Here is a 17859-nt window from a genome sequence, read left to right as displayed (position 1 = left end):
GGCGGCTAGTCTCGCGTCGGCCTCCCCCGCCACCCTCTGCCGAAGGACCGCATGACCGCCTCGACGGCTCCCGCCCAGATCCGTGCCCGACGACGACCCGGCGACACCGTGTTCGCCGGCGCAGCGCTCGTCGGCGGTCTGCTGATCCTCGTCGCCCTCGCCGCCGTCGCGATCTTCCTGATCGTGCAGAGCCTGCCCGCCTTCGGCGCCAAGCCGGAGGAGATCACGAGCACCGGGGCCTTCCCGAACTTCTGGTCCTACGTCGTGCCGCTCGTCTTCGGCACGATCTGGGCTGCGCTGCTCGCGCTGCTCTTCGCGGTGCCGTTCTCCATCGGCATCGCCCTGTTCATCTCGCACTACGCGCCCCGCCGCATCGCCCGCGGCCTGGGCGCGATCATCGATCTGCTCGCCGCCGTGCCGAGCGTCGTCTACGGCGCGTGGGGCATCTACGTCTTCGCCCCGTTCCTGCAGCCGTTCTACGCGTTCCTCACCAGCAAGCTCGGCTGGTTCCCGCTCTTCAGCGGCCCCGCCTCCGCCACCGGCCGCACGATCCTGACCGTCGCGCTGGTGCTCGCGGTGATGATCACGCCGATCATCACCGCGCTGTCGCGCGAGATCTTCCTGCAGACGCCGCGCCTCAACGAGGAGGCGGCGCTCGCCCTCGGTGCCACCCGCTGGGAGATGATCAGCATGGCCGTGCTGCCGTTCGGCCGCGCCGGCATCGTCTCCGCGTCGATGCTCGGCCTGGGCCGCGCGCTCGGCGAGACGCTCGCCGTCGCGATGGTCCTCTCCCCCAGCGTCGTCGTGTCGTTCTTCCTGCTGCGCAGCGAGAACCCGACCACGATCGCCTCGAACATCGCGCTGAACTTCCCGGAGGCGTTCGGCACGAGCGTGAACGTGCTCATCGCCACCGGTCTTGTCCTGTTCGTCATCACCTTCGTGGTCAACGCCGCCTCCCGGGCGATCGTCGGGCGCCGCGGCGGCGGGAAGGGAATCTGATGGCCACCAGCACCGCCGTCTCGACCGGCATGCACAGCGGGCAGCTGCCGCGGTACTCGCCCGTCGGCCTGCTGCTGCTCAGCCTGGTCGTCATGGGCGGGCTCTTCCTGGTCTTCCTGCTGGCGGGCATGACCGCGGCGTACAACATCACCGGCGCGATCTTCTTCGGCCTGGTGCTGTGGGTCGTCGTGACCTACGTCGCCTCACTGCTCGTCGAGGGCTCGCGCCGCGCCACGGACCGCCTCGTCACCGCGCTCGTCTGCACCGCCTTCGGCATCGCGCTCCTGCCGCTCATCAGCCTGCTGTTCACGACGATCACGCGCGGCGCCGCGCGCTTCGACGTCGCCTTCTTCAGCGAGTCGATGCGCAACGTGACCGATTCCGGCGGCGGTGCGATCCACGCGGTCGTCGGCACGCTCGAGATCACCCTCGCGGCGACGGTCATCTCCGTGCCCGTGGGGCTGCTCGCGGCGATCTACCTCGTCGAGTACGGCCGCGGCGCGATCGCCCGCGCGATCACGTTCCTCGTCGACGTCATGACCGGCATCCCGTCGATCGTCGCCGGCCTGTTCGCGTTCGCGTTCTTCTCGCTGATCACCGCCAACGCCGGCTACCGCGCGGGCTTCGGCGGCGCCGTCGCGCTCAGCCTGCTGATGATCCCGATCGTCGTGCGCTCGAGCGAGGAGATGCTGAAGCTCGTGCCGATGGACCTCCGCGAGGCCTCGTACGCGCTCGGCGTGCCGAAATGGCTGACCGTCGTGAAGGTCGTGCTGCCGACCGCGCTCGCCGGGATCGTCACCGGCGTCATGCTCTCGATCGCCCGCGTGATCGGCGAGACGGCCCCGCTGCTGCTCGTCGCCGGGTACACGGAGAGCATGAACTACAACCTGTTCGACCAGCGCATGCTGTCGCTGCCCGTGTTCGTGTACACGCAGCTGACGCAGCCCGGGCCGAACCAGCAGGACTTCTTCAACCGGGCCTGGGCCGGCGCGCTGACGCTGATCCTGATCGTGCTCCTGCTCAACGTGATCGCGCGCCTCGTCGCCCGCTTCTTCTCCCCCAAGCTCGCCCGCTGACGCGGGCACCCCGCTCGAAAGGCATCCGATGGCCAAGCGCATCGTCGTCAACGACCTGAACGTCTACTACGGCTCGTTCCGCGCCGTGGAGGGCGTCTCCCTCACCATCGAGCCCCGCTCGGTCACGGCCTTCATCGGCCCGTCCGGCTGCGGCAAGTCCACCTTCCTCCGCACCCTGAACCGCATGCACGAGGTCATCCCCGGTGCCCGCGTCGAGGGCGAGGTGCTCGTCGACGGCAGCAACCTGTACGCGCCGGGCGTCGACCCGGTGCTCGTGCGCCGTCAGGTCGGCATGGTGTTCCAGCGGCCGAACCCGTTCCCCACGATGTCCATCCGCGACAACGTGCTCGCGGGCGTGAAGCTCAACAACAAGCGCATCTCGAAGTCCGACGGCGATGCCCTGGTCGAGAAGTCGCTGCAGGGGGCGAACCTCTGGAACGAGGTCAAGGACCGTCTGAACCTGCCCGGCAACGGCCTGTCCGGCGGTCAGCAGCAGCGCCTCTGCATCGCCCGCGCGATCGCGGTCTCCCCCGACGTGCTGCTGATGGACGAGCCCTGCTCGGCGCTCGACCCGATCTCCACCCTCGCGATCGAGGACCTGATCGAGGAGCTGAAGCAGGACTACACGATCGTCATCGTGACCCACAACATGCAGCAGGCGTCCCGGGTCTCCGACAAGACCGCGTTCTTCAACATCGCCGGCACCGGCAAGCCCGGCAAGCTGATCGAGTACGACGACACGAGCACGATGTTCTCGAGGCCGTCCGTGAAGGCCACCGAGGACTACGTCTCCGGCCGCTTCGGCTGATCCGCCCCGCGTGCTCCGGGGTGCACCCGAGCACGCGTCCCGCCCTCGAGCGAGCGGGCGGGACACGAGGAAGGCCGGACGGGATCCCCGTCCGGCCGTCTCCGTGCGTGCGCTCAGGCGTCGAGCGGGACCGCTGCGATCGGCTCCGAGGTCGGCTGCGTCGACCCGCCGTCGGGCTCCACGGTCACGGCGAGGCGCTCGCCCGAGCTCGGGGTGCCGGTGATCAGGGCGAAGCGGTCGCCGTCCTCGTAGAGGCCAGCGCTGGTCGCCGTGCCGCCGCGGACGCTCCAGAGCTGGAGCACCTTGCCGGAGGGCGCCTTCACGCCGCTGACGGACACCGCGGTGCGGTGCTCGCTCTTCGACCACGACACCTTCACGACGCCGCCGCCGGGCACGGTGGCCCTGGCCGACTGCACGTCGGCGGCCGCGACGACCGCCGTGTACTCGCTCTGGGGCTCGAGCAGCGTGCGCTGCACCAGGAAGCCGCCGCCGAACAGCAGGACCGCGGTCGCGGCCGCTGCGAGCAGCGCCATCGGGCGACGCCGACGCCGACGGCGGGCCGGCACGACGTGCGCGCCGGCCGGCATGGCCGTCTGCACGATCGCCGGCTCCTCGTGGGGCGCCTCGGCCTCCTGCGCCGGAGCGGGCAGCTGGGGCAGGGTCTGGATCGCGTCCAGGATGCTCGCCCGCAGCTGCGGTCGCGGCGCGACGGGCGGCAGGCCGAGGCCGAGCGCCACGGCGGTGTCGGTGAGCCCGACGACCTCGCTGCGCAGCTCCTCCGAGTGCTCCATGGCGGACTGGACGAGCTCCGCCTCCTCCGGCGTCACCGCGTCGAGGGCGTACGCGCCGCTCAGCAGATGTGCATCGTCGCGCTTGGTCATGACGTCACCCCCATCGCATCGCGGAGTCGGATCATCCCGTCGCGGATCCTGGTCTTCACCGTGCCGACGGGCACGTGCAGCTCGGCGGCGATCTCGGAGTGGCTGAGACCGCCGTAGTAGGCGAGCTGGACGGCTTGCCGCTGCAGCTCGGTGAGGCCCTGCAGGGCGCGCTTCACGCGAGCGCCCTCCATCGTGACCTCGACGTGCTCGGCGACCTGGTCGTACTCGCGGTCGTAGTCCCGGATCCCGATGCGGGTGTCGCGGTCGCGGCTGGCCTGGGAGGCGCGGACGCGGTCCACCGCGCGGCGGTGGGCCATCGTCAGCATCCAGGACATCGCGCTGCCGCGCTCCTGCTGGTACCGGGTCGCGGTCTGCCAGATCTCCAGGTAGATCTCCTGGGTGACCTCCTCGGCCTGCGCCGGGTCGACGAGCAGTCGCTTGACCAGCCCGTAGACGCGGGCGGAGGTCGAGTCGTACAGCTCGGCGAACGCCTGCTTGTCGCCGGTGGCGACGCGGGCGAGCCGCTGCTCAGGGGTGTCCCGCATGCCGGAGAGCGCGTCGCCGACGTCGGGATCCATGACCGACAGCATGCAGCACCTCCTTCGCTCCGTGTGCCGAGGACCGGCCACCCGTTGTGGGCGGACGACCGTTCAGGCTCGTGTCAGAAGGGGATTCGGAGGCGCTGAGGCGCTGGATTGCGGCGATTGGGCCGCGGGCCCGAATGCGCAGACCATTCCTGCGGAGGAGTGCCGGACCGCAGAAACGCCTCTCGGCGCGAGGCCGCTCGAAGCGGCTGAAAATGGAGCCCGGGGTTACTGCGGCCCGGCGGGGCCCCGAAGGGCCGCGTTCAGTCTAAAGCGCCGTCGCGTTCGAGCCTGGCAGACACCGACAACTCGTCCGCGAGTCGTGCGAGCCGAGCCGCCCGACGCGTCAGCGCCTCCGCCCGCTGCGGCTCGGTGGGGTCCGCGTCGTCCGCGAGCTCGAGCGCGCCGTCGGCCGTCACGCGGCAGAACGCGGCGGCGCGGTCGAGCGCCAGGGCGAGATCGCCCTCGAACACGCCCCGCAGGATCTCGTCGGCGAGCGCCCGCAGCTCCTCCGGACCCGCCGGCGACGGCGCACCCGCGATGACGGGATCGATGCTGCGGAGCCGCTCCGCGCCGCGTCCGAAGGCGAGCGTGACCTGGTCGGCGTCGCGCTGCACCATCTCGCGCAGCAGGTAGAGGCGCCAGAGCGCACCCGGCAGGCTGTGCGGCGCCGCACGGGACCACAGCTCGGCGACCGCGTCGATCCCCTCCCGCTCGGCGAACGCGACGAGCCGGCCCACCACCTCCGGATCGGGGTCCGCCCGCACCCGGCTGACCAGCGCCTGCGCGGTCTCGTGCGCGGTGCGGACGATGACGGCCGGGTCCTCGCCGCCCTTCACGAAGTCGAAGTGCTCGGCGGGCATGCGCACGGGGCGGTGGAACTCGGCCATCCCGTCAGGGTACGAGCGACGGGTGACCGCGAGCGGCGGCGTCCGCCCTCCGCGAAGCGCTGCGCACCGCGCCGGCCGGTCCGGTCGCCCGCCGCAGGACGGGATCACCGCGCGACGCCGATCCGTCCGCGGCTACGCTCGACATCAGGGGCCTCTAGCTCAGTCGGTAGAGCATCGGACTTTTAATCCGCGGGTCGTGGGTTCGAGCCCCACGGGGCCCACGCGATCGGCCGAGCCGCACGCCGACGGAACGCTCCCTCGCTGCGATCGCGTTCTTCGCTCCGGAACCGCAGGGCGGGGTGGGCAGGAAGCTCGTTCTCCTCTTCAGCGCAGCGCCGTGGCCGCCTGAGCCGTCGGAGCACTCGGTGTCGTGCCGGGTCGAGGGAGCTCGAGCCACAGGTCGACGAGATCGTCGTCGCTGTCGAGGCCGAGTGCGGCAGCGACGGGGTCGATCGTGGTGGCGACGACCGAGATCGCGTCGGGGGAATCGGCTGGAAGCGTCCGGATGATGATGCGGTCGGAGGTGAGCCCGTTCAAGGCGTCGGCGACGGTGCGGAGCATCTCGTCGATGACCGCCGGCTCCTCGTGATCGAGCCCCCCGTCGTCGTTGACCTGGACGACCGCACCGCGTCGCCGGTGCGCGAGGATCTGGTCGCGGATCGCCGGGGTGAGCAGGCGGCGGCCGCGGATCTCGTCGCGGACCGTCTGCTCGAGCAGCCGGCACTCCTGCCGCTCGAGCGCGGTCAGTCGCCCGCCGGCGTCGACGATGCGCTGCAGCATGACGCCGGTCGTCTCCGCAGTCGCCGCGAGGCGCATCTGCCGCTCCTGGTGATACGCGTCCTGCAGGGTCCGCCACGCGATCGCCTCCCGCTCGGTGGCGCTGACCCGGTCCAGCGCGGCCTCGGCGTTGATGATCGCGGCTCGGGCTGCGGTCACCGCGCCGAGCAGGATGACCATCGCGAGGACGCTGAGCGAGGCGAGGGCGCCGACGCCTCCCCAGAGGAAGGTGTGGACCACGAGCACGCCGACGATCACCCATCCGGCGGCAGCACGGTTCCCCCAGAGGAGCAGCAGGATCAGCGCGAGCGCACCCGCGACGTACCAGACCCCGGACCCGTAGCTGGTGGGTTCCGGTGCGCGTCCCGCTGATCCCAGGACCGGCAGCAGCACGCCGATGCCGGTCACGACCGCGGTGAGCCCGGGCCCGAGGCGCCGGTCGGCGACGACGAGGCAGGCGAGCTCGGCGAACACGAGCAAGCCGACCGCGACCCACGCGGTCGCCGTCATCTGCTCGGCGACAGCGGTCGTCGCCACGAAGGTGAGCGCCACCCCGGAGACCACCCCGACGGTGAGCCGACGCATCCACCGATCCACCGGGGTCACGACGTCACGACCTTCCTGTCCTCGAGAGGACGAGTGCCGGAGACGACGACCGAACCCCAGCTGATGGTCACGGAGGTCCCCTCCTCCGGCGCTGACACGACGTCGGCTCGGCCGAAGACCTGGCGCATCCGTTCCACCACCGCCAGCTGCAGCCCCCGATTCATCGCCAGTGCCGGAACGACCTCGAACCCGACGCCGTCGTCGGCCACGAGGACGCGGATGCCGTCGGGCCCGAGGGGCTCGGCGGACAGCACGCGGTCGGCGTCTCCGGCGTGCCGGATGCTGTTGTCCATCGTCTCCACCATGGCGGCGAGCAGAGCGTCAGCAGCTGCCGCGGGAAGCACGACGTCGACGGCCTGTTCGGTGCTGAGGGTGAACGCGGCGAACGCGTCGGGGACCACGTTCCGCGCGTGCTCCAGCAGCAGGGCGAAGGGCAGCACCTGCCCTTCGGCTCCGCGCCGGTTGACGTGGGTCAGCACCCGCAGCGCGTTGCGCGCCATGCGAGCAGCGAGTTCCTCGTCGTCCTCGGATGCGGCGGCCGCGGCGGACAGGAGCGTGGTGAGGACCGAGTCGTGGACGAGCGCGTCGGTCCGGACCCGCTCGGCCTCGGTCGTGACCTCCTGCTGCGACCTCCGGTACTCGACCAGCGAGTTGTGCTGCGCGCGCTCCGCGAGCCGGATGCGGTGCCGGAGCGCACCGATGAGCAGCACCAGCACCGCACTGATCGCACACATCGGCACGATCGTGCTGACGAGGTCGGAGCCCGAGAACCCGCCCGGTCCCGTGAGCGTCAGCGCGAGCGCGACGGCGGTGGCGGCGGTCGCGACCAGCGGGATCCAGATGCGACTGGTCGCACCGCAGAGGTACACCGCCTCGATCGGCCAGGTCGAGGTCAACCACGGGAACGGGTCGGCCGGCAGGGTCGCGTGCAGCGCGAACGGCCACAGCACGGCCGCGATGACGAAGGCGGCGACGGCGATCGTGAAGAGGTGCCGGGAGATCGCCGGCTTCGCGAGCGCGACGACGCCCGTGCAGCAGGACGCCGCGACGAGCGCGACGACGGCGCCGCCGATCGGGCCGCTCATCGCGGGCCAGTCCGCGATCAGGCCGTCCAGGTTCTGCAACGAGTAGACGACACCGAACGCCGCGATGATCAGGACCAGCCATCGCTCCACCGCGACCGACCCGACTCCCGCCGGCGCCGAGCCGGGCTCCGCGCCGACGGCGTCCGCCCCGGGGGACGGCGCGACCCCGAGCGTGTGCTCAGGTGCTGCCCTGAGGACGCCGACCGACGCTCGCAGCAGCGACCGACCGGACGAGGCGACGGTCATCAGGCCGACGGTCGATGGATGGGCATGTGCAGAACCTAAGGATGGTCGTGCACGGAACGCCGCTCCCAGATCGAGTGGCACGAGACCGAGACCCGTGCATGCGCACCCCGCGTCCCCCTGTGCCGCAGCATGCAGGGCTCCTTCACCGGCCTTCTCACGCAGCGCCCTGCACGTGCTCTCGCGGCGGGTCGTCCCGCGCTGGACGGGTCACCGGCCGGCACGGCGGTCCCGTGCCGACCGGTGACCCGTTCTGGGAGCGTTCCGCGGGCATGGATCCGGGTACACATGCTTCATCCACTCAGACCACGGACGGGACGAGATGCTTGCTGACCCCCTCGTGCGGCGGGTCGCGATCGCGCTGCACGCGCGATCGTTGACCAGCCCGCAGGTCCGCCCGTCGGATCAGCCGCTCATGCGGAGCGGCGCAGCCGAGCCGGTCAAGGTCCTGCTGCTGGGGTCGGGCATCACCACGGGCTGGGGGGTGCCCACCTTCGGGCTCGCCCTGGTCGGACAGCTGCAGCAGGCCCTGCAGCGACAGCTGCGCGTCCCGGTCGACGTCGAGCAGGTCAGCCGGGTCGGCGCATCGCTCAGCGACGCCGTCTCGATCCTCGGCACCCGCGCCACGGAGCGGTGGGATGCGATCGTCGTCGCGTTCGGACTCAGCGACGCGATGCGGCTGACCCCGACCCGGAGCTGGGCGCAAGCACTGGATCGTCTCCTCGCGAAGCTCGACGGCGACATGCCCCCCGGGCCGCTCGTACCCATCGTCGTGGCCGGGATGCCCACGACCGACGGGGTGGGGTTGATGACGCCGCTGCGGCTGCTCTTCCGGAAGCAGCCGGACCGGCTGAACGAGACGACGCAGCGCACGGTGTCGCGCAACAGGCGGACGACCTATGCGCCGATGCCCGCGATGGCCGATGCCGCGTACCGCCCGGAAGGGTCTCCCCGGGCGTACCGGCTCTGGGCCGAGGCGCTCACCGCGCAGCTGATCCCCCTGCTCGGCGACGTCTCGACGACGGTCACCAGCAGCCGCATCACGCTCCGCGAGACGTCGTCCACGGTCGAGCTCGCACCTGAAGAAGCACGAGCGCCGACCCCAGCCGTGCGGGAGCCCGGGCGATTCTCGCGGGCGCGGCTGAAGTCCGAGGGCAGCGATCTCACCCGTTCCGCAACGCGCCGATCGATCCCGGCGGGACTCGACGTGCGCATCGTCGGGCCCGATCCGATCCGCGTCCTCGTCATCGGCGGTGAGTACGCGGTCGGGTTCGGAACGGACAGACGTGAAGACGCGCTCGACGGCGCGATCGCCGGACTCCTGCACCTGCGCACAGGACGCGGGGTGACGGTCGAGAACCGCTCGCAGCACCTCGTCCGTCTCGAGCACCTGGCCGCTTCTCTCGGCCCCTCAGGTGCCCACACCTACGACGTCGTGGTCTGGACCCCGACGTTCATCGAAGCCACCCGCGTCCTCCTCCGGACCAGGATCACCACGGGGATCTCGCTCATGCTGCGGAGGATCCAGAGCACGTCGTCCGCCGGCGTCGTCCTGGTCGGCTTCCCGAGCCTGCTCGGACACCAGCCCCTCGCAGTCGTGGGGCGGGCCCGTGCGAGCCAGATCAACAGGACGCTGCGCACCGTCGCCGCGCGCTTCTCCTCGGTGGTCGTCGCAGAGCCACCGGCGATCACCCTCGCCACCGTCGACACCGTCAGCGGGTCGCAGACCTACCACGACGCCGCAGTGGCCATCCTGCCGGCGGTCATGGAGCTCATCGTCGACCGGACGACCGGCACATCGAGCTCCGCCCTCCCCGCCCGACCGGAGCAGCGGGTGGTCAACGCCTGAGCGCTCGACGGCGCCCGACGGAGGCTCGGTCCGGAACGGCTCACCCGCTGCTGCCGGGCCCCGGCGGTCGGCTCACCGAGCGCTTCGAGGCGCACGAGCACGGCGACAGCAGCAGCTCCGGCCGGGCGGTCGTGGCCAGCGGTGGCATGCTCGAGGCTCGCCGATGCGCATCGTCGGCGCACGGAGGTCGACGGCCTGCGAGAGGGTCCGACTCGTGCGGTCGCGGCCCGGTCCGGACCGCGCACCGACTGCAGGACCTCCGGTCCATGGAAGCGGAGGGACCCGTGATGGACCTGCACACGACGACGGAGCGGGAACCGCACCGGCCGGACGCGGTCGCCGCCGCAGCCCGCATCGGCGTCGTCGACCTCGCGGCGGCGGCCGGTGGCGACCGCCTCCCGCTGCGGACGGCGGAGCAGCCGTGACGGGGCCGGAGCCGGCGTCCGCGTGGGCGCGGTTGAACGCGGACGGGCTGGCCTTCCTGCACGAGCGCCACCTGGCCGTGCTGTCCACCCTCGGCGCCGGCGGCCGGATTCATGCCGTGCCGGTCGGGTTCACCGTCGATCAGGGCCTGATCCGGGTCATCACGTCCGTCTCGAGCCAGAAGGTCCGCAACGTGCAGCGCGACCCGACCTGCAGCCTGACGCAGGTGGACGGCCGCAGGTGGATCACGGTGCAGGGCGATGCGGAGGTCGTCTCCGGGGCGGGCGACGTGGCTGACGCGGAGGCGCTGTACGAGTCCCGCTACCGGCGGCCCCGCCCGAACCCCGAGCGGGTGGTGCTGCTCGTGCGCGCGACGAGGATCCTCGCCGATTCCACGTTGAGGGCGTTCTGACGGGAGCCGGCGGGCGGCGGCGGTCGGAGGTCCTGCGACCGCTTCACGCGCCCGTCCTCCACCGTTGACGCGAGGACCCGAGATCGCGATCGCGAGGACCTCGAAGCCGAGGAGCGGCTCGTCGCCCGGGCCGTGCGAGCGATCGGCGCCTGAGCCGCCCGACGGCTCGATCCCCCGGCGCCCGCCGTCGGCGTGCGGACGCCGACGGCCGATGCCGCCGCCCGGTCCGCACAGCACCGGTCGGAGGTGGCGCGATATCGTCGGCGGCGGTGTGCCGGGAAGTCTGGTCGGCGGTCGTTCGAGCGACCCCGACATCCTGATCCGGGAGCCACCACCATGACGTCACCGTCCGCACCACCGCCCGGCACTCCTCGCGAGCGAGGCGCCACCGGCTCGCTCTTCGGCCGCGGCTCCTGGCTCGAGGCGCAGCGGATCACCGCCGCGCTGCGCAAGGAGACGGTCGGCGGGGCGCTGCTGCTGCTCGGCACCGTCGTCGCCCTGATCTGGGCGAACTCGCCCTGGTCCGAGGCCTACGCCGGCCTGCGCGACACGGTCGTCGGCCCGCGCGCGCTCCACCTGGACCTGACCCTCGGCCAGTGGGCGGCCGACGGGCTGCTCGCGATCTTCTTCTTCATCGCGGGACTGGAGCTGAAGCGGGAGTTCGTCGCGGGCGACCTGCGCGACGTGCGCCGCGCGGTGGTGCCGGTGTTCGCCGCGATCGGCGGGATGGCCCTGCCCGCCGTGCTCTTCACGGTCGTCAACCTGACCAGCGGCGGCGACGCCCTGCGCGGATGGGCCGTCCCTACGGCGACCGACATCGCGTTCGCCGTGGCCGTGCTGGCGGTGATCGGCTCGCACCTGCCGACCGCGCTGCGGACCTTCCTGCTGACCCTGGCGGTGGTCGACGACCTGCTCGCGATCACGATCATCGCCGTCTTCTACACGAGCGGGCTCGCGCTCCTCCCCCTCGCCGGCGCGCTCGGCGTCGTCGCCGTCTTCGGCGTCCTGGTGCAGCGGCGGATCCGGTCGTGGTGGCTGCTCGTCCCCCTCGCGGTGATCGCCTGGGCGCTCATGCACGCCTCCGGCATCCACGCGACCGTGGCCGGCGTGCTGCTCGGCTTCACCGTTCCCGTCCTCCGCTCCCGCGCGGCCGGCGGCCCGGAGGCGGGACCGGGCATGGCGGAGCACTTCGAGCACCGGTGGCGCCCGATCTCGGCCGGGTTCGCCGTGCCGGTCTTCGCCTTCTTCTCCGCCGGCGTCACGGTCGGCGGGCTCTCGGGCCTCGTCACCTCGCTGGAGGACCGGGTCGCGCTCGGCATCGTCGTCGCCCTGGTCGTCGGGAAGACCCTGGGCATCCTCGGAGCGACGGCCCTGGTCTCCCGCTTCACGCGCGCCCGGCTCGACGAGAGCCTGTCCTGGTGGGACGTGCTCGGCGCCTCCCTGCTCGGCGGCATCGGCTTCACGGTGTCCCTGCTCATCGGGGAGCTCGCCTTCGGCGCCGGCAGCGAGCGCGACGACCACGTGAAGGTGGGCGTCCTCCTCGGCTCCCTGACGGCGGCGGTCCTCGCCGCGGTCGTGCTCCGCCTGCGCAACCGGACCTATCGGCGCCTGCACGAGGAGGAGCAGCGCGACGACGACGGCGACGGCGTCCCCGACGTGTACGGCGGGCCGACGCAGGAGCCGAGCGGGTCGGCGTAAAGACGGCGTATGGATCGGCGTCCGCCGCGTGTGGATCGCGTAGACGGACGCACGGCCCGGAACCGCCCCCGCTAGACCGGGGGGATGTCGATCGTCTCGCGCCGGGCGGCTCACCCGGCGGCGCTCCGCAGCCGCGGCGGCGCGCGCCGCGCTTCCGACCGTCCGACCCTGGCCCGTCGGGCGGTGCGGCGGGTGCTCGTCGGACCGCACGAGTGGGGCGAGCTCGACGTCTGGTCGAGCCGGTACGGGTACACCGGGTACTGCCTGGCCGTGTTCCCTCCGGGGTCGACGACGAGCGAGCGCATCCGGTTCCGGCTGCTGCGCGGCTGGCCGCCGATCGGCGTGCTGGTCGGACTCGCGGTGCTGATCGGCGCGGCGCAGCGCCTCCCGTTCGAGCTCGCGCTCCTCCCCGCTGCAGCGACGTACCTCGCCGGGTGGGCCGCGCTCGCGGTGCTCGCCGGCGCGCGCCGCACGCAGATCAGGACGCTGCGCGCCGGACGCGACCAGTACGGCACGATCCCGGACGACGGCGGTGCGCACGAGGAGCTCGAGGCGTGCGCGGACGTGCTGCAGGAGGCGGAGCGGCTGCGCCGCGAGGGCGCGGTCGACGCCGTCGGTTCGAGGTCGCGTGGGGCGCCGTCTGGGACCGACTCGCCCCTGCGCCCCGGGGCCGCACGGGACGGCGGCCGATCCGATGAGCGAGGGGAGGATGGACGACGCGCGGGCCGCGGCGACGGGCGGCACGGGTCCCCTCGATCTGTGCGCCTGGGCGGCCGGCGACGCCGGGCTGCCCGATCAGCGCGCCGTGCCCGACGTCTGCGCCGCGCCGCAGCAGCGCCGAGGACGCTTCTCGCGCTGGGCGCTCCAGGGCGCGGAGGAGGCGGGGCGCCACCAGGGCCCGCACGGCCGCGCGGAGCAGACCCACTCCTGGCTGCGCGTGATGTGCCTCACCGGCGTGGACTACTTCTCCACCCTCGGCTACCAACCGGCCATCGCGGCCCTGGCCGCGGGCTTCGTCTCCCCCATCGCCACGCTCGTCCTGATCGCGCTGACCCTGCTCGGCGCACTGCCCGTCTACCGGCGGGTCGCGTCGGAGAGCTTCAAGGGCGAGGGCTCGATCGCGATGCTCGAGCGCCTGCTGCCGTGGTGGAGCGGGAAGCTGTTCGTCCTCGTGCTGCTCGGGTTCGCGGCGACCGACTTCATCATCACCATCACCCTGTCCGCCGCGGACGCCGCGGCGCACGCGGTCGAGAACCCGCTCATGCCGGCGGCGCTGCACGAGGCGCAGGTGCCGCTGACGCTGCTGCTGGTCGTGCTGCTCGGCGCGGTCTTCCTGCGCGGGTTCCGGGAGGCGATCGGCATCGCGGTGGTGCTCGTCGCCGTCTACCTGGCGCTGAACGCCGTCGTGATCGTGACCGCGTTCGTCCACGTCTTCCAGCACCCGGCGCTGTTCAGCGACTGGGGCGCCGCGCTGCTGCGGCAGAACGGCGGCAGCCCGCTGCTCGTGGTCGGCGTCGCGCTGCTCGTGTTCCCGAAGCTCGCGCTCGGGCTGTCCGGGTTCGAGACCGGCGTGACGGTCATCCCGCAGATCCACGGCCGCGGGGACGAGCCCGGCGGACGCCCGGAGGCCCGCATCCGCGGCGCGAAGCGGTTGCTGACGACGGCGGCGATCACGATGAGCGTCTTCCTGCTCACCTCGAGCCTCGCGACGACCCTCCTGATCCCGCAGCGGGAGTTCCAGCCCGGCGGGGCGGCGAACGGCCGCGCACTGGCCTACCTCGCGCACGAGTACCTCGGCCCGGTGGTCGGCACGGCCTACGACCTGTCGACCATCGCGATCCTGTGGTTCGCCGGCGCCTCGGCCATGGCGGGCCTGCTGAACATCGTGCCGCGGTACCTGCCGCGCTACGGCATGGCGCCGACCTGGGCCCGTGCGGTCCGGCCCCTGGTCATCGTGTTCACGCTCATCGCGATCGGCATCACGCTGGCGTTCGACGCGAACGTCGATGCGCAGGGCGGCGCCTACGCCACGGGCGTGCTGGTGCTGATCACCTCCGCCTCCGTCGCGGTGACCCTGGCCGCGAGGCGGAAGCACCAGCCGAAGCGGATGATCGGGTTCGGGGTGATCTCGCTCGTCTTCGCCTACACGACCGTGACCAACGTCATCGAGCGGCCGGACGGCCTGCGGATCGGCGCGCTCTTCATCGTCGGCATCCTGCTCGTCTCCTTCGTCTCGCGGCTGCGGCGCTCGTTCGAGGTCCGCGCGACGAGCGTCACCTTCGACGCCACGGCCCTCGGGTTCCTGCAGGAGGCGGAGGAGTTCGGCGAGGTCCACCTCGTCGCGAACGAGCCCGGCCCCGGCGACGCCGCCGAGTACCGGACGAAGGCGAGGACGGAGCGGCACGACAGCCACATCCCCGGCCGAGCCGCGATCACGTTCCTCGAGGTCCGCAAGACCGACTCGTCGGACTTCGAGGAGGACCTGGTGGTGCGCGGGGAGGTCCGGCACGGCTTCCGCGTGCTGAAGGTGGACAGCGGCAACGTGCCCAACACGATCGCGACGGTGCTGCTGCAGATCCGCAACCTGACCGGGGTCGTGCCCGAGATCTACTTCGAGTGGACCGAGGGCAACCCGATCTCGAACATGGTGCGGTTCCTCATCGCCGGCGAGGGCGAGGTCGCCCCCGTGGCCCGCGAGGTGCTGCGGGAGTCGGAGCCCGACGTCCGCCGCCGCCCGGTCGTGCACGTGAGCTGAGGCGGCCGGCCCGAGGAGGGAGGACTCGGATCCCCGGACGGTCGCCCTGGACGGGGACGCGCCGCCGAGGTGCGGCGCGACCGCTCTGCCAAGGTGGGGTCGGACCCGTCGACCGGGTCCGCTGCCACCGGCGGGTCGCCCCGCACGAACGAGGAGCACCCGATGAGCACGCCTCCCCCGCTGCCGGCGCCGTCCGCCGCCGATCCGACGCCGCGCTCCCGCCGCGGGGTGCTCGCGCTGGTCCTCGGCATCGTCGCGCTCGTGCTCGCCTTCGTGCCCTTCGCCTCCTACGGCGCCTGGCTCGTCGGCATCGCGGCGATCGTGCTCGGCATCCTCGCCCTCCTCCGCCCGGCGTCCCGGAAGGGGCCGGGGATCGCCGGCATCGTGCTGGGGGCGCTGGCGGTGATCGCGAGCCTGGTGATGTCGATCGTCTACACGGTGCTGTTCGCGATCGCCGCGACCACCGCCGCCGCGTCCGGGTACGCCTCGCAGAGCGCGGGCACACCCGTCGGCGGCAGCGGGACGGCGCACCGGGTCGTCTACGCCGTCACCGGGTCCGGACGAGCGAGCGCCATCGCCTACTACACGGTCAGCGGCGGACAGAGCGGGCAGACGACGCTGTCGGACCAGCCGCTGCCCTGGTCGAAGACCGTCACGGTCCGCGGCACCCTGACCTCCGCGTCGTCGGTGCTGACCGTGGTCGGCCAGAACGCGGGATCGGGCACGATCGCCTGCTCCATCACCCTCGACGGGAAGGTCGTGGCCGAGCAGAGCGGCGACGGCAAGGGCTCCACGGCCCAGTGCATCTACCGCCCGGGCAGCTGAGCCCGAGGCCGGCGGGAGCAGCGGTGGAGGAGGCGGCCGACGCGGGCGCGGCAGGAGGCGTCGGGCCGGGCGCCCCGGTGCGGCGCGACGCGATCCTCTGGCCGGTCTCGGCCTGGTTCTGGGCGCTGCAGTTCGCGGTCCTGAACCCGATCCTGGCGGTCCTGCTCGTGACCCTCTACGGCGCGAGCGACGCCGAGACCGGTCTCGCCCTCGCGGCCTACAACGTCGGCGGGTTCGTCGCCTCACTGCTCATCCCCGGGGCGGCGGACCGGCGCCGGGACTACCTGCGCCCGCTCGTGCTCTGCGGGGCGAGCGGCGTCGCGCTGGTCGCGGCCCTCGTCCTCGCGCCGACGCTCCCGCTCGCGGTCGTCGCGCTCGTGCTGCTCGGCGGCCCGCCCGGCGTGGGCTCCACCCTGCTCTTCGCGCAGCTGCGGCACAGCGGCGCGGCGCGGGCGCGCGTCGTCCGCACCCGGGCGATCGTCTCCTTCGCCTGGGTGATCGGCCCCCTCCTCGCCACCGCGGTCGCCGGCGCCGGCTCGCCGCGGGCGGCGCTGGCCCTCCTCGCCGCGATCGCCGTCGTCAACGTCGTCACCGGGCTCCTGCTGATCCGCAGCCGCCGTCGCGCGAGCGACCCGCAGCCCGCCGCGCCGGGCACGTCGGGCCTCGCCGCGCTCCGGCAGGTCCGCCTCGGGCGCGCCCTCGTCGTCCTCGCCGCCTTCGTCGCGCTGCAGGCCACGAACATCGCGACCGTGACGATCACCGGGCTGTACGTCTCGCGGTCGCTGCACGCGCCGATCCTCTGGGCGGGCATCGCCCTCGGCCTCGCCGCACTGCTCGAGATCCCGGCGCTGCTGCTCGTCGGGCGCCTCGTCGGCCGCTGGCCGACCCGTGCCCTCGTCACCGCGGGTTGCGCGGCGGGCGCGGTCTACTACGGGCTCGCGGCGGTCGCCCCCGGCCCCGTCGTCTTCCTCGCCCTGCAGCCCCTCAACGCCGTCTTCTTCGCGGTCGTCGCCGGCGTCGGCCTGCCCCTGTTCCAGGACGTCTTCCCCGCGCCGGGGCTGGCGTCCGGGCTGTTCACCAACACGCGCCGGATCGGCGCGGTCCTCTCGGGGGCGCTCATCACGGCCGCAGCGCTGGCGCCGGACGCCTACCGCAGCGTGTACGCCGCCGCCGGCGCGGCCACGCTGCTCGTGCTCGTCGGCGCCGCCGTCCGACGGAGCGGCACGGGCCGCGCAGGGCCGCTGCAGGAGGCGGCGAGGGGCCCGCGCTGACGGACGAGCGGCGCCGGCTCAGCTGCCGATCTCGTAGTGCGCGTGCGCCGGGGCGGGGGACGCGCTCGCGGCGGCGCGGCGGTCGGCCTGCGTCAGCAGGTCGGGCTCGTCGTCGACGGCGCGGGCGTCGCCCGGACGCGGATCGCGTTCGCCCTCGGGCGCGGCGTTCCAGGCGTCGGCGAGGAGGCGCTTCGGGTGGTACCGCCGGGGGTCGAGCTTCGCCCAATCGACGTCGTCGAACTCGGGGCCCATCTCGGTGGCCACCCGCTGCTTCGCCTCGTCGGTGAAGCTGCGGACGACGCGGACCCAGCGGGCCAGCTGCGCCGCGTACTGCGGCAGCTTGTCGGGGCTCACGAAGAAGAGCGCGACGACACCGATGACGAGCAGCTTGCCGATGGAGAGGTCCACGGTGCGCTCAGCGCTCCGTCGTCGCGGGCTGCGCGGGCACGACGACCGGTTCGTCGTCGCGCAGCTCGGTGCGGAGCACCTTCACGCTCTGACCGAGCCCCTTCGCGAACACGGGCAGCTTGGTGGCACCGAAGAGCAGCAGGATCGCGCCCGCCACGACGAGCAGGTGCAGTCCGGTGAGGCCGGCGAGCATGGATCTCCTTCGATCAGCGGTGAAACGGGTCGTGCCGCCACCCGCGCAGGGTGACGGCACGACCGATGGGGTGACC

Annotated in this window: 17 protein-coding genes, 1 tRNA gene and 1 pseudogene; 12 read left to right on the top strand and 7 right to left on the bottom strand. The window is 72.8% G+C overall.

Going from position 1 to position 17859, the window contains the following annotated elements:
- The first annotated feature begins 51 nt into the window (after positions 1 to 51).
- The 3 genes from pstC to pstB are packed head-to-tail and all read left to right on the top strand — an operon-like array spanning position 52 to position 2883.
- Positions 52 to 999, top strand: coding sequence for a phosphate ABC transporter permease subunit PstC (pstC, locus tag ABEA53_RS12300; protein WP_345481512.1), 948 nt, complete (start codon positions 52 to 54; stop codon positions 997 to 999).
- A complete protein-coding gene (pstA, locus tag ABEA53_RS12295; RefSeq protein ID WP_345481510.1) occupies positions 999 to 2075 on the top strand; it encodes a phosphate ABC transporter permease PstA in 1077 nt (358 codons plus the stop codon). The genes pstC and pstA overlap by 1 nt, the downstream gene beginning before the upstream one ends.
- A 28-nt stretch (positions 2076 to 2103) precedes the next feature.
- Positions 2104 to 2883 (top strand): phosphate ABC transporter ATP-binding protein PstB, encoded by a 780-nt coding sequence (gene pstB, locus ABEA53_RS12290; protein WP_345481509.1) that lies wholly within the window; start codon positions 2104 to 2106, stop codon positions 2881 to 2883.
- Between the two features lie 113 nt (positions 2884 to 2996).
- On the opposite strand, the gene ABEA53_RS12285 is transcribed toward pstB, so the two are convergent.
- From ABEA53_RS12285 to ABEA53_RS12275, 3 genes are all read right to left on the bottom strand, one after another.
- The gene (locus tag ABEA53_RS12285; protein WP_345481508.1) at positions 2997 to 3764 is read right to left on the bottom strand and encodes an anti-sigma factor; all 768 of its coding nucleotides are present in this window, start codon (positions 3762 to 3764) and stop codon (positions 2997 to 2999) included.
- The gene (sigK, locus tag ABEA53_RS12280; RefSeq protein ID WP_425550629.1) at positions 3761 to 4354 is read right to left on the bottom strand and encodes an ECF RNA polymerase sigma factor SigK; all 594 of its coding nucleotides are present in this window, start codon (positions 4352 to 4354) and stop codon (positions 3761 to 3763) included. Before sigK ends, ABEA53_RS12285 begins: the two co-directional genes overlap by 4 nt.
- A gap of 257 nt (positions 4355 to 4611) precedes the next feature.
- A complete protein-coding gene (locus tag ABEA53_RS12275) occupies positions 4612 to 5238 on the bottom strand; it encodes a DNA-directed RNA polymerase subunit beta (protein WP_345481507.1) in 627 nt (208 codons plus the stop codon).
- A 148-nt stretch (positions 5239 to 5386) separates the two neighbouring features.
- Here ABEA53_RS12275 and ABEA53_RS12270 point away from each other — a divergent pair.
- A tRNA-Lys gene (locus tag ABEA53_RS12270) sits at positions 5387 to 5459 on the top strand.
- Positions 5460 to 5562: 103 nt separating this feature from the next.
- On the opposite strand, the gene ABEA53_RS12265 is transcribed toward ABEA53_RS12270, so the two are convergent.
- Both ABEA53_RS12265 and ABEA53_RS12260 read right to left on the bottom strand, forming a co-directional pair.
- Positions 5563 to 6600, bottom strand: coding sequence for a hypothetical protein (locus ABEA53_RS12265; protein WP_345481506.1), 1038 nt, complete (start codon positions 6598 to 6600; stop codon positions 5563 to 5565).
- A gap of 17 nt (positions 6601 to 6617) precedes the next feature.
- Positions 6618 to 7952 (bottom strand): ATP-binding protein, encoded by a 1335-nt coding sequence (locus ABEA53_RS12260; protein ID WP_345481505.1) that lies wholly within the window; start codon positions 7950 to 7952, stop codon positions 6618 to 6620.
- Positions 7953 to 8364: 412 nt separating this feature from the next.
- Here ABEA53_RS12260 and ABEA53_RS12255 point away from each other — a divergent pair, with 412 nt between their 5' ends.
- From ABEA53_RS12255 to ABEA53_RS12225, 8 genes and pseudogenes are all read left to right on the top strand, one after another.
- Positions 8365 to 9798 carry a GDSL-type esterase/lipase family protein gene (locus ABEA53_RS12255; RefSeq protein ID WP_345481504.1) on the top strand — a complete coding sequence of 478 codons (1434 nt, stop codon included), beginning with the start codon at positions 8365 to 8367 and terminating at the stop codon, positions 9796 to 9798.
- A gap of 266 nt (positions 9799 to 10064) precedes the next feature.
- A complete protein-coding gene (locus ABEA53_RS12250) occupies positions 10065 to 10223 on the top strand; it encodes a hypothetical protein (RefSeq protein ID WP_345481503.1) in 159 nt (52 codons plus the stop codon).
- A complete protein-coding gene (locus ABEA53_RS12245) occupies positions 10220 to 10633 on the top strand; it encodes a PPOX class F420-dependent oxidoreductase (protein ID WP_345481502.1) in 414 nt (137 codons plus the stop codon). The genes ABEA53_RS12250 and ABEA53_RS12245 overlap by 4 nt, the downstream gene beginning before the upstream one ends.
- Positions 10634 to 10969: 336 nt before the next feature.
- A complete protein-coding gene (gene nhaA / locus ABEA53_RS12240) occupies positions 10970 to 12331 on the top strand; it encodes a Na+/H+ antiporter NhaA (RefSeq protein ID WP_345481501.1) in 1362 nt (453 codons plus the stop codon).
- An 84-nt stretch (positions 12332 to 12415) separates the two neighbouring features.
- Positions 12416 to 12934, top strand: a pseudogene (locus ABEA53_RS16940) (DUF6611 family protein); the annotation flags it as partial.
- Positions 12935 to 13040: 106 nt separating this feature from the next.
- Positions 13041 to 15086, top strand: a complete 2046-nt coding sequence (locus ABEA53_RS12235; RefSeq protein ID WP_345481500.1) for an APC family permease — start codon at positions 13041 to 13043, stop codon at positions 15084 to 15086.
- A 162-nt stretch (positions 15087 to 15248) separates the two neighbouring features.
- Positions 15249 to 15911, top strand: a complete 663-nt coding sequence (locus tag ABEA53_RS12230; RefSeq protein WP_345481499.1) for an MmpS family transport accessory protein — start codon at positions 15249 to 15251, stop codon at positions 15909 to 15911.
- 23 nt (positions 15912 to 15934) lie between these two features.
- Complete coding sequence (locus ABEA53_RS12225; protein WP_345481498.1) at positions 15935 to 17182, top strand: MFS transporter; 1248 nt, start codon at positions 15935 to 15937, stop codon at positions 17180 to 17182.
- Between the two features lie 18 nt (positions 17183 to 17200).
- On the opposite strand, the gene ABEA53_RS12220 is transcribed toward ABEA53_RS12225, so the two are convergent.
- Together ABEA53_RS12220 and ABEA53_RS12215 are read right to left on the bottom strand one after the other, a co-directional pair.
- Positions 17201 to 17590 (bottom strand): twin-arginine translocase TatA/TatE family subunit, encoded by a 390-nt coding sequence (locus ABEA53_RS12220; protein ID WP_345481497.1) that lies wholly within the window; start codon positions 17588 to 17590, stop codon positions 17201 to 17203.
- Positions 17591 to 17597: 7 nt separating this feature from the next.
- Positions 17598 to 17783, bottom strand: a complete 186-nt coding sequence (locus ABEA53_RS12215; protein WP_345481496.1) for a Sec-independent protein translocase subunit TatA/TatB — start codon at positions 17781 to 17783, stop codon at positions 17598 to 17600.
- Positions 17784 to 17859 lie beyond the last annotated feature (76 nt).

The organism is Amnibacterium soli (assembly GCF_039544415.1).
Classification (GTDB): Bacteria; Actinomycetota; Actinomycetes; order Actinomycetales; family Microbacteriaceae; genus Amnibacterium; species Amnibacterium soli.
Note: the sequence above shows the minus strand (reverse complement) of the source record. Positions and strands in the feature narration are given on the sequence as shown.

What these genes read in the sequence shown, in the direction of transcription:
- ABEA53_RS12285 (WP_345481508.1), bottom strand. Translation starts at nt 3,764, where the DNA reads ATGACCAAGCGCGACGATGCACATCTGCTGAGCGGCGCGTACGCCCTC.
- sigK (WP_425550629.1), bottom strand. Translation starts at nt 4,354, where the DNA reads ATGCTGTCGGTCATGGATCCCGACGTCGGCGACGCGCTCTCCGGCATG.
- pstC (WP_345481512.1), top strand. Translation starts at nt 52, where the DNA reads ATGACCGCCTCGACGGCTCCCGCCCAGATCCGTGCCCGACGACGACCC.
- ABEA53_RS12260 (WP_345481505.1), bottom strand. Translation starts at nt 7,952, where the DNA reads ATGACCGTCGCCTCGTCCGGTCGGTCGCTGCTGCGAGCGTCGGTCGGC.
- ABEA53_RS12230 (WP_345481499.1), top strand. Translation starts at nt 15,249, where the DNA reads ATGAGCACGCCTCCCCCGCTGCCGGCGCCGTCCGCCGCCGATCCGACG.
- ABEA53_RS12235 (WP_345481500.1), top strand. Translation starts at nt 13,041, where the DNA reads ATGGACGACGCGCGGGCCGCGGCGACGGGCGGCACGGGTCCCCTCGAT.
- ABEA53_RS12250 (WP_345481503.1), top strand. Translation starts at nt 10,065, where the DNA reads ATGGAAGCGGAGGGACCCGTGATGGACCTGCACACGACGACGGAGCGG.
- nhaA (WP_345481501.1), top strand. Translation starts at nt 10,970, where the DNA reads ATGACGTCACCGTCCGCACCACCGCCCGGCACTCCTCGCGAGCGAGGC.
- pstB (WP_345481509.1), top strand. Translation starts at nt 2,104, where the DNA reads ATGGCCAAGCGCATCGTCGTCAACGACCTGAACGTCTACTACGGCTCG.
- pstA (WP_345481510.1), top strand. Translation starts at nt 999, where the DNA reads ATGGCCACCAGCACCGCCGTCTCGACCGGCATGCACAGCGGGCAGCTG.
- ABEA53_RS12275 (WP_345481507.1), bottom strand. Translation starts at nt 5,238, where the DNA reads ATGGCCGAGTTCCACCGCCCCGTGCGCATGCCCGCCGAGCACTTCGAC.
- ABEA53_RS12215 (WP_345481496.1), bottom strand. Translation starts at nt 17,783, where the DNA reads ATGCTCGCCGGCCTCACCGGACTGCACCTGCTCGTCGTGGCGGGCGCG.
- ABEA53_RS12265 (WP_345481506.1), bottom strand. Translation starts at nt 6,600, where the DNA reads ATGCGTCGGCTCACCGTCGGGGTGGTCTCCGGGGTGGCGCTCACCTTC.
- ABEA53_RS12255 (WP_345481504.1), top strand. Translation starts at nt 8,365, where the DNA reads ATGCGGAGCGGCGCAGCCGAGCCGGTCAAGGTCCTGCTGCTGGGGTCG.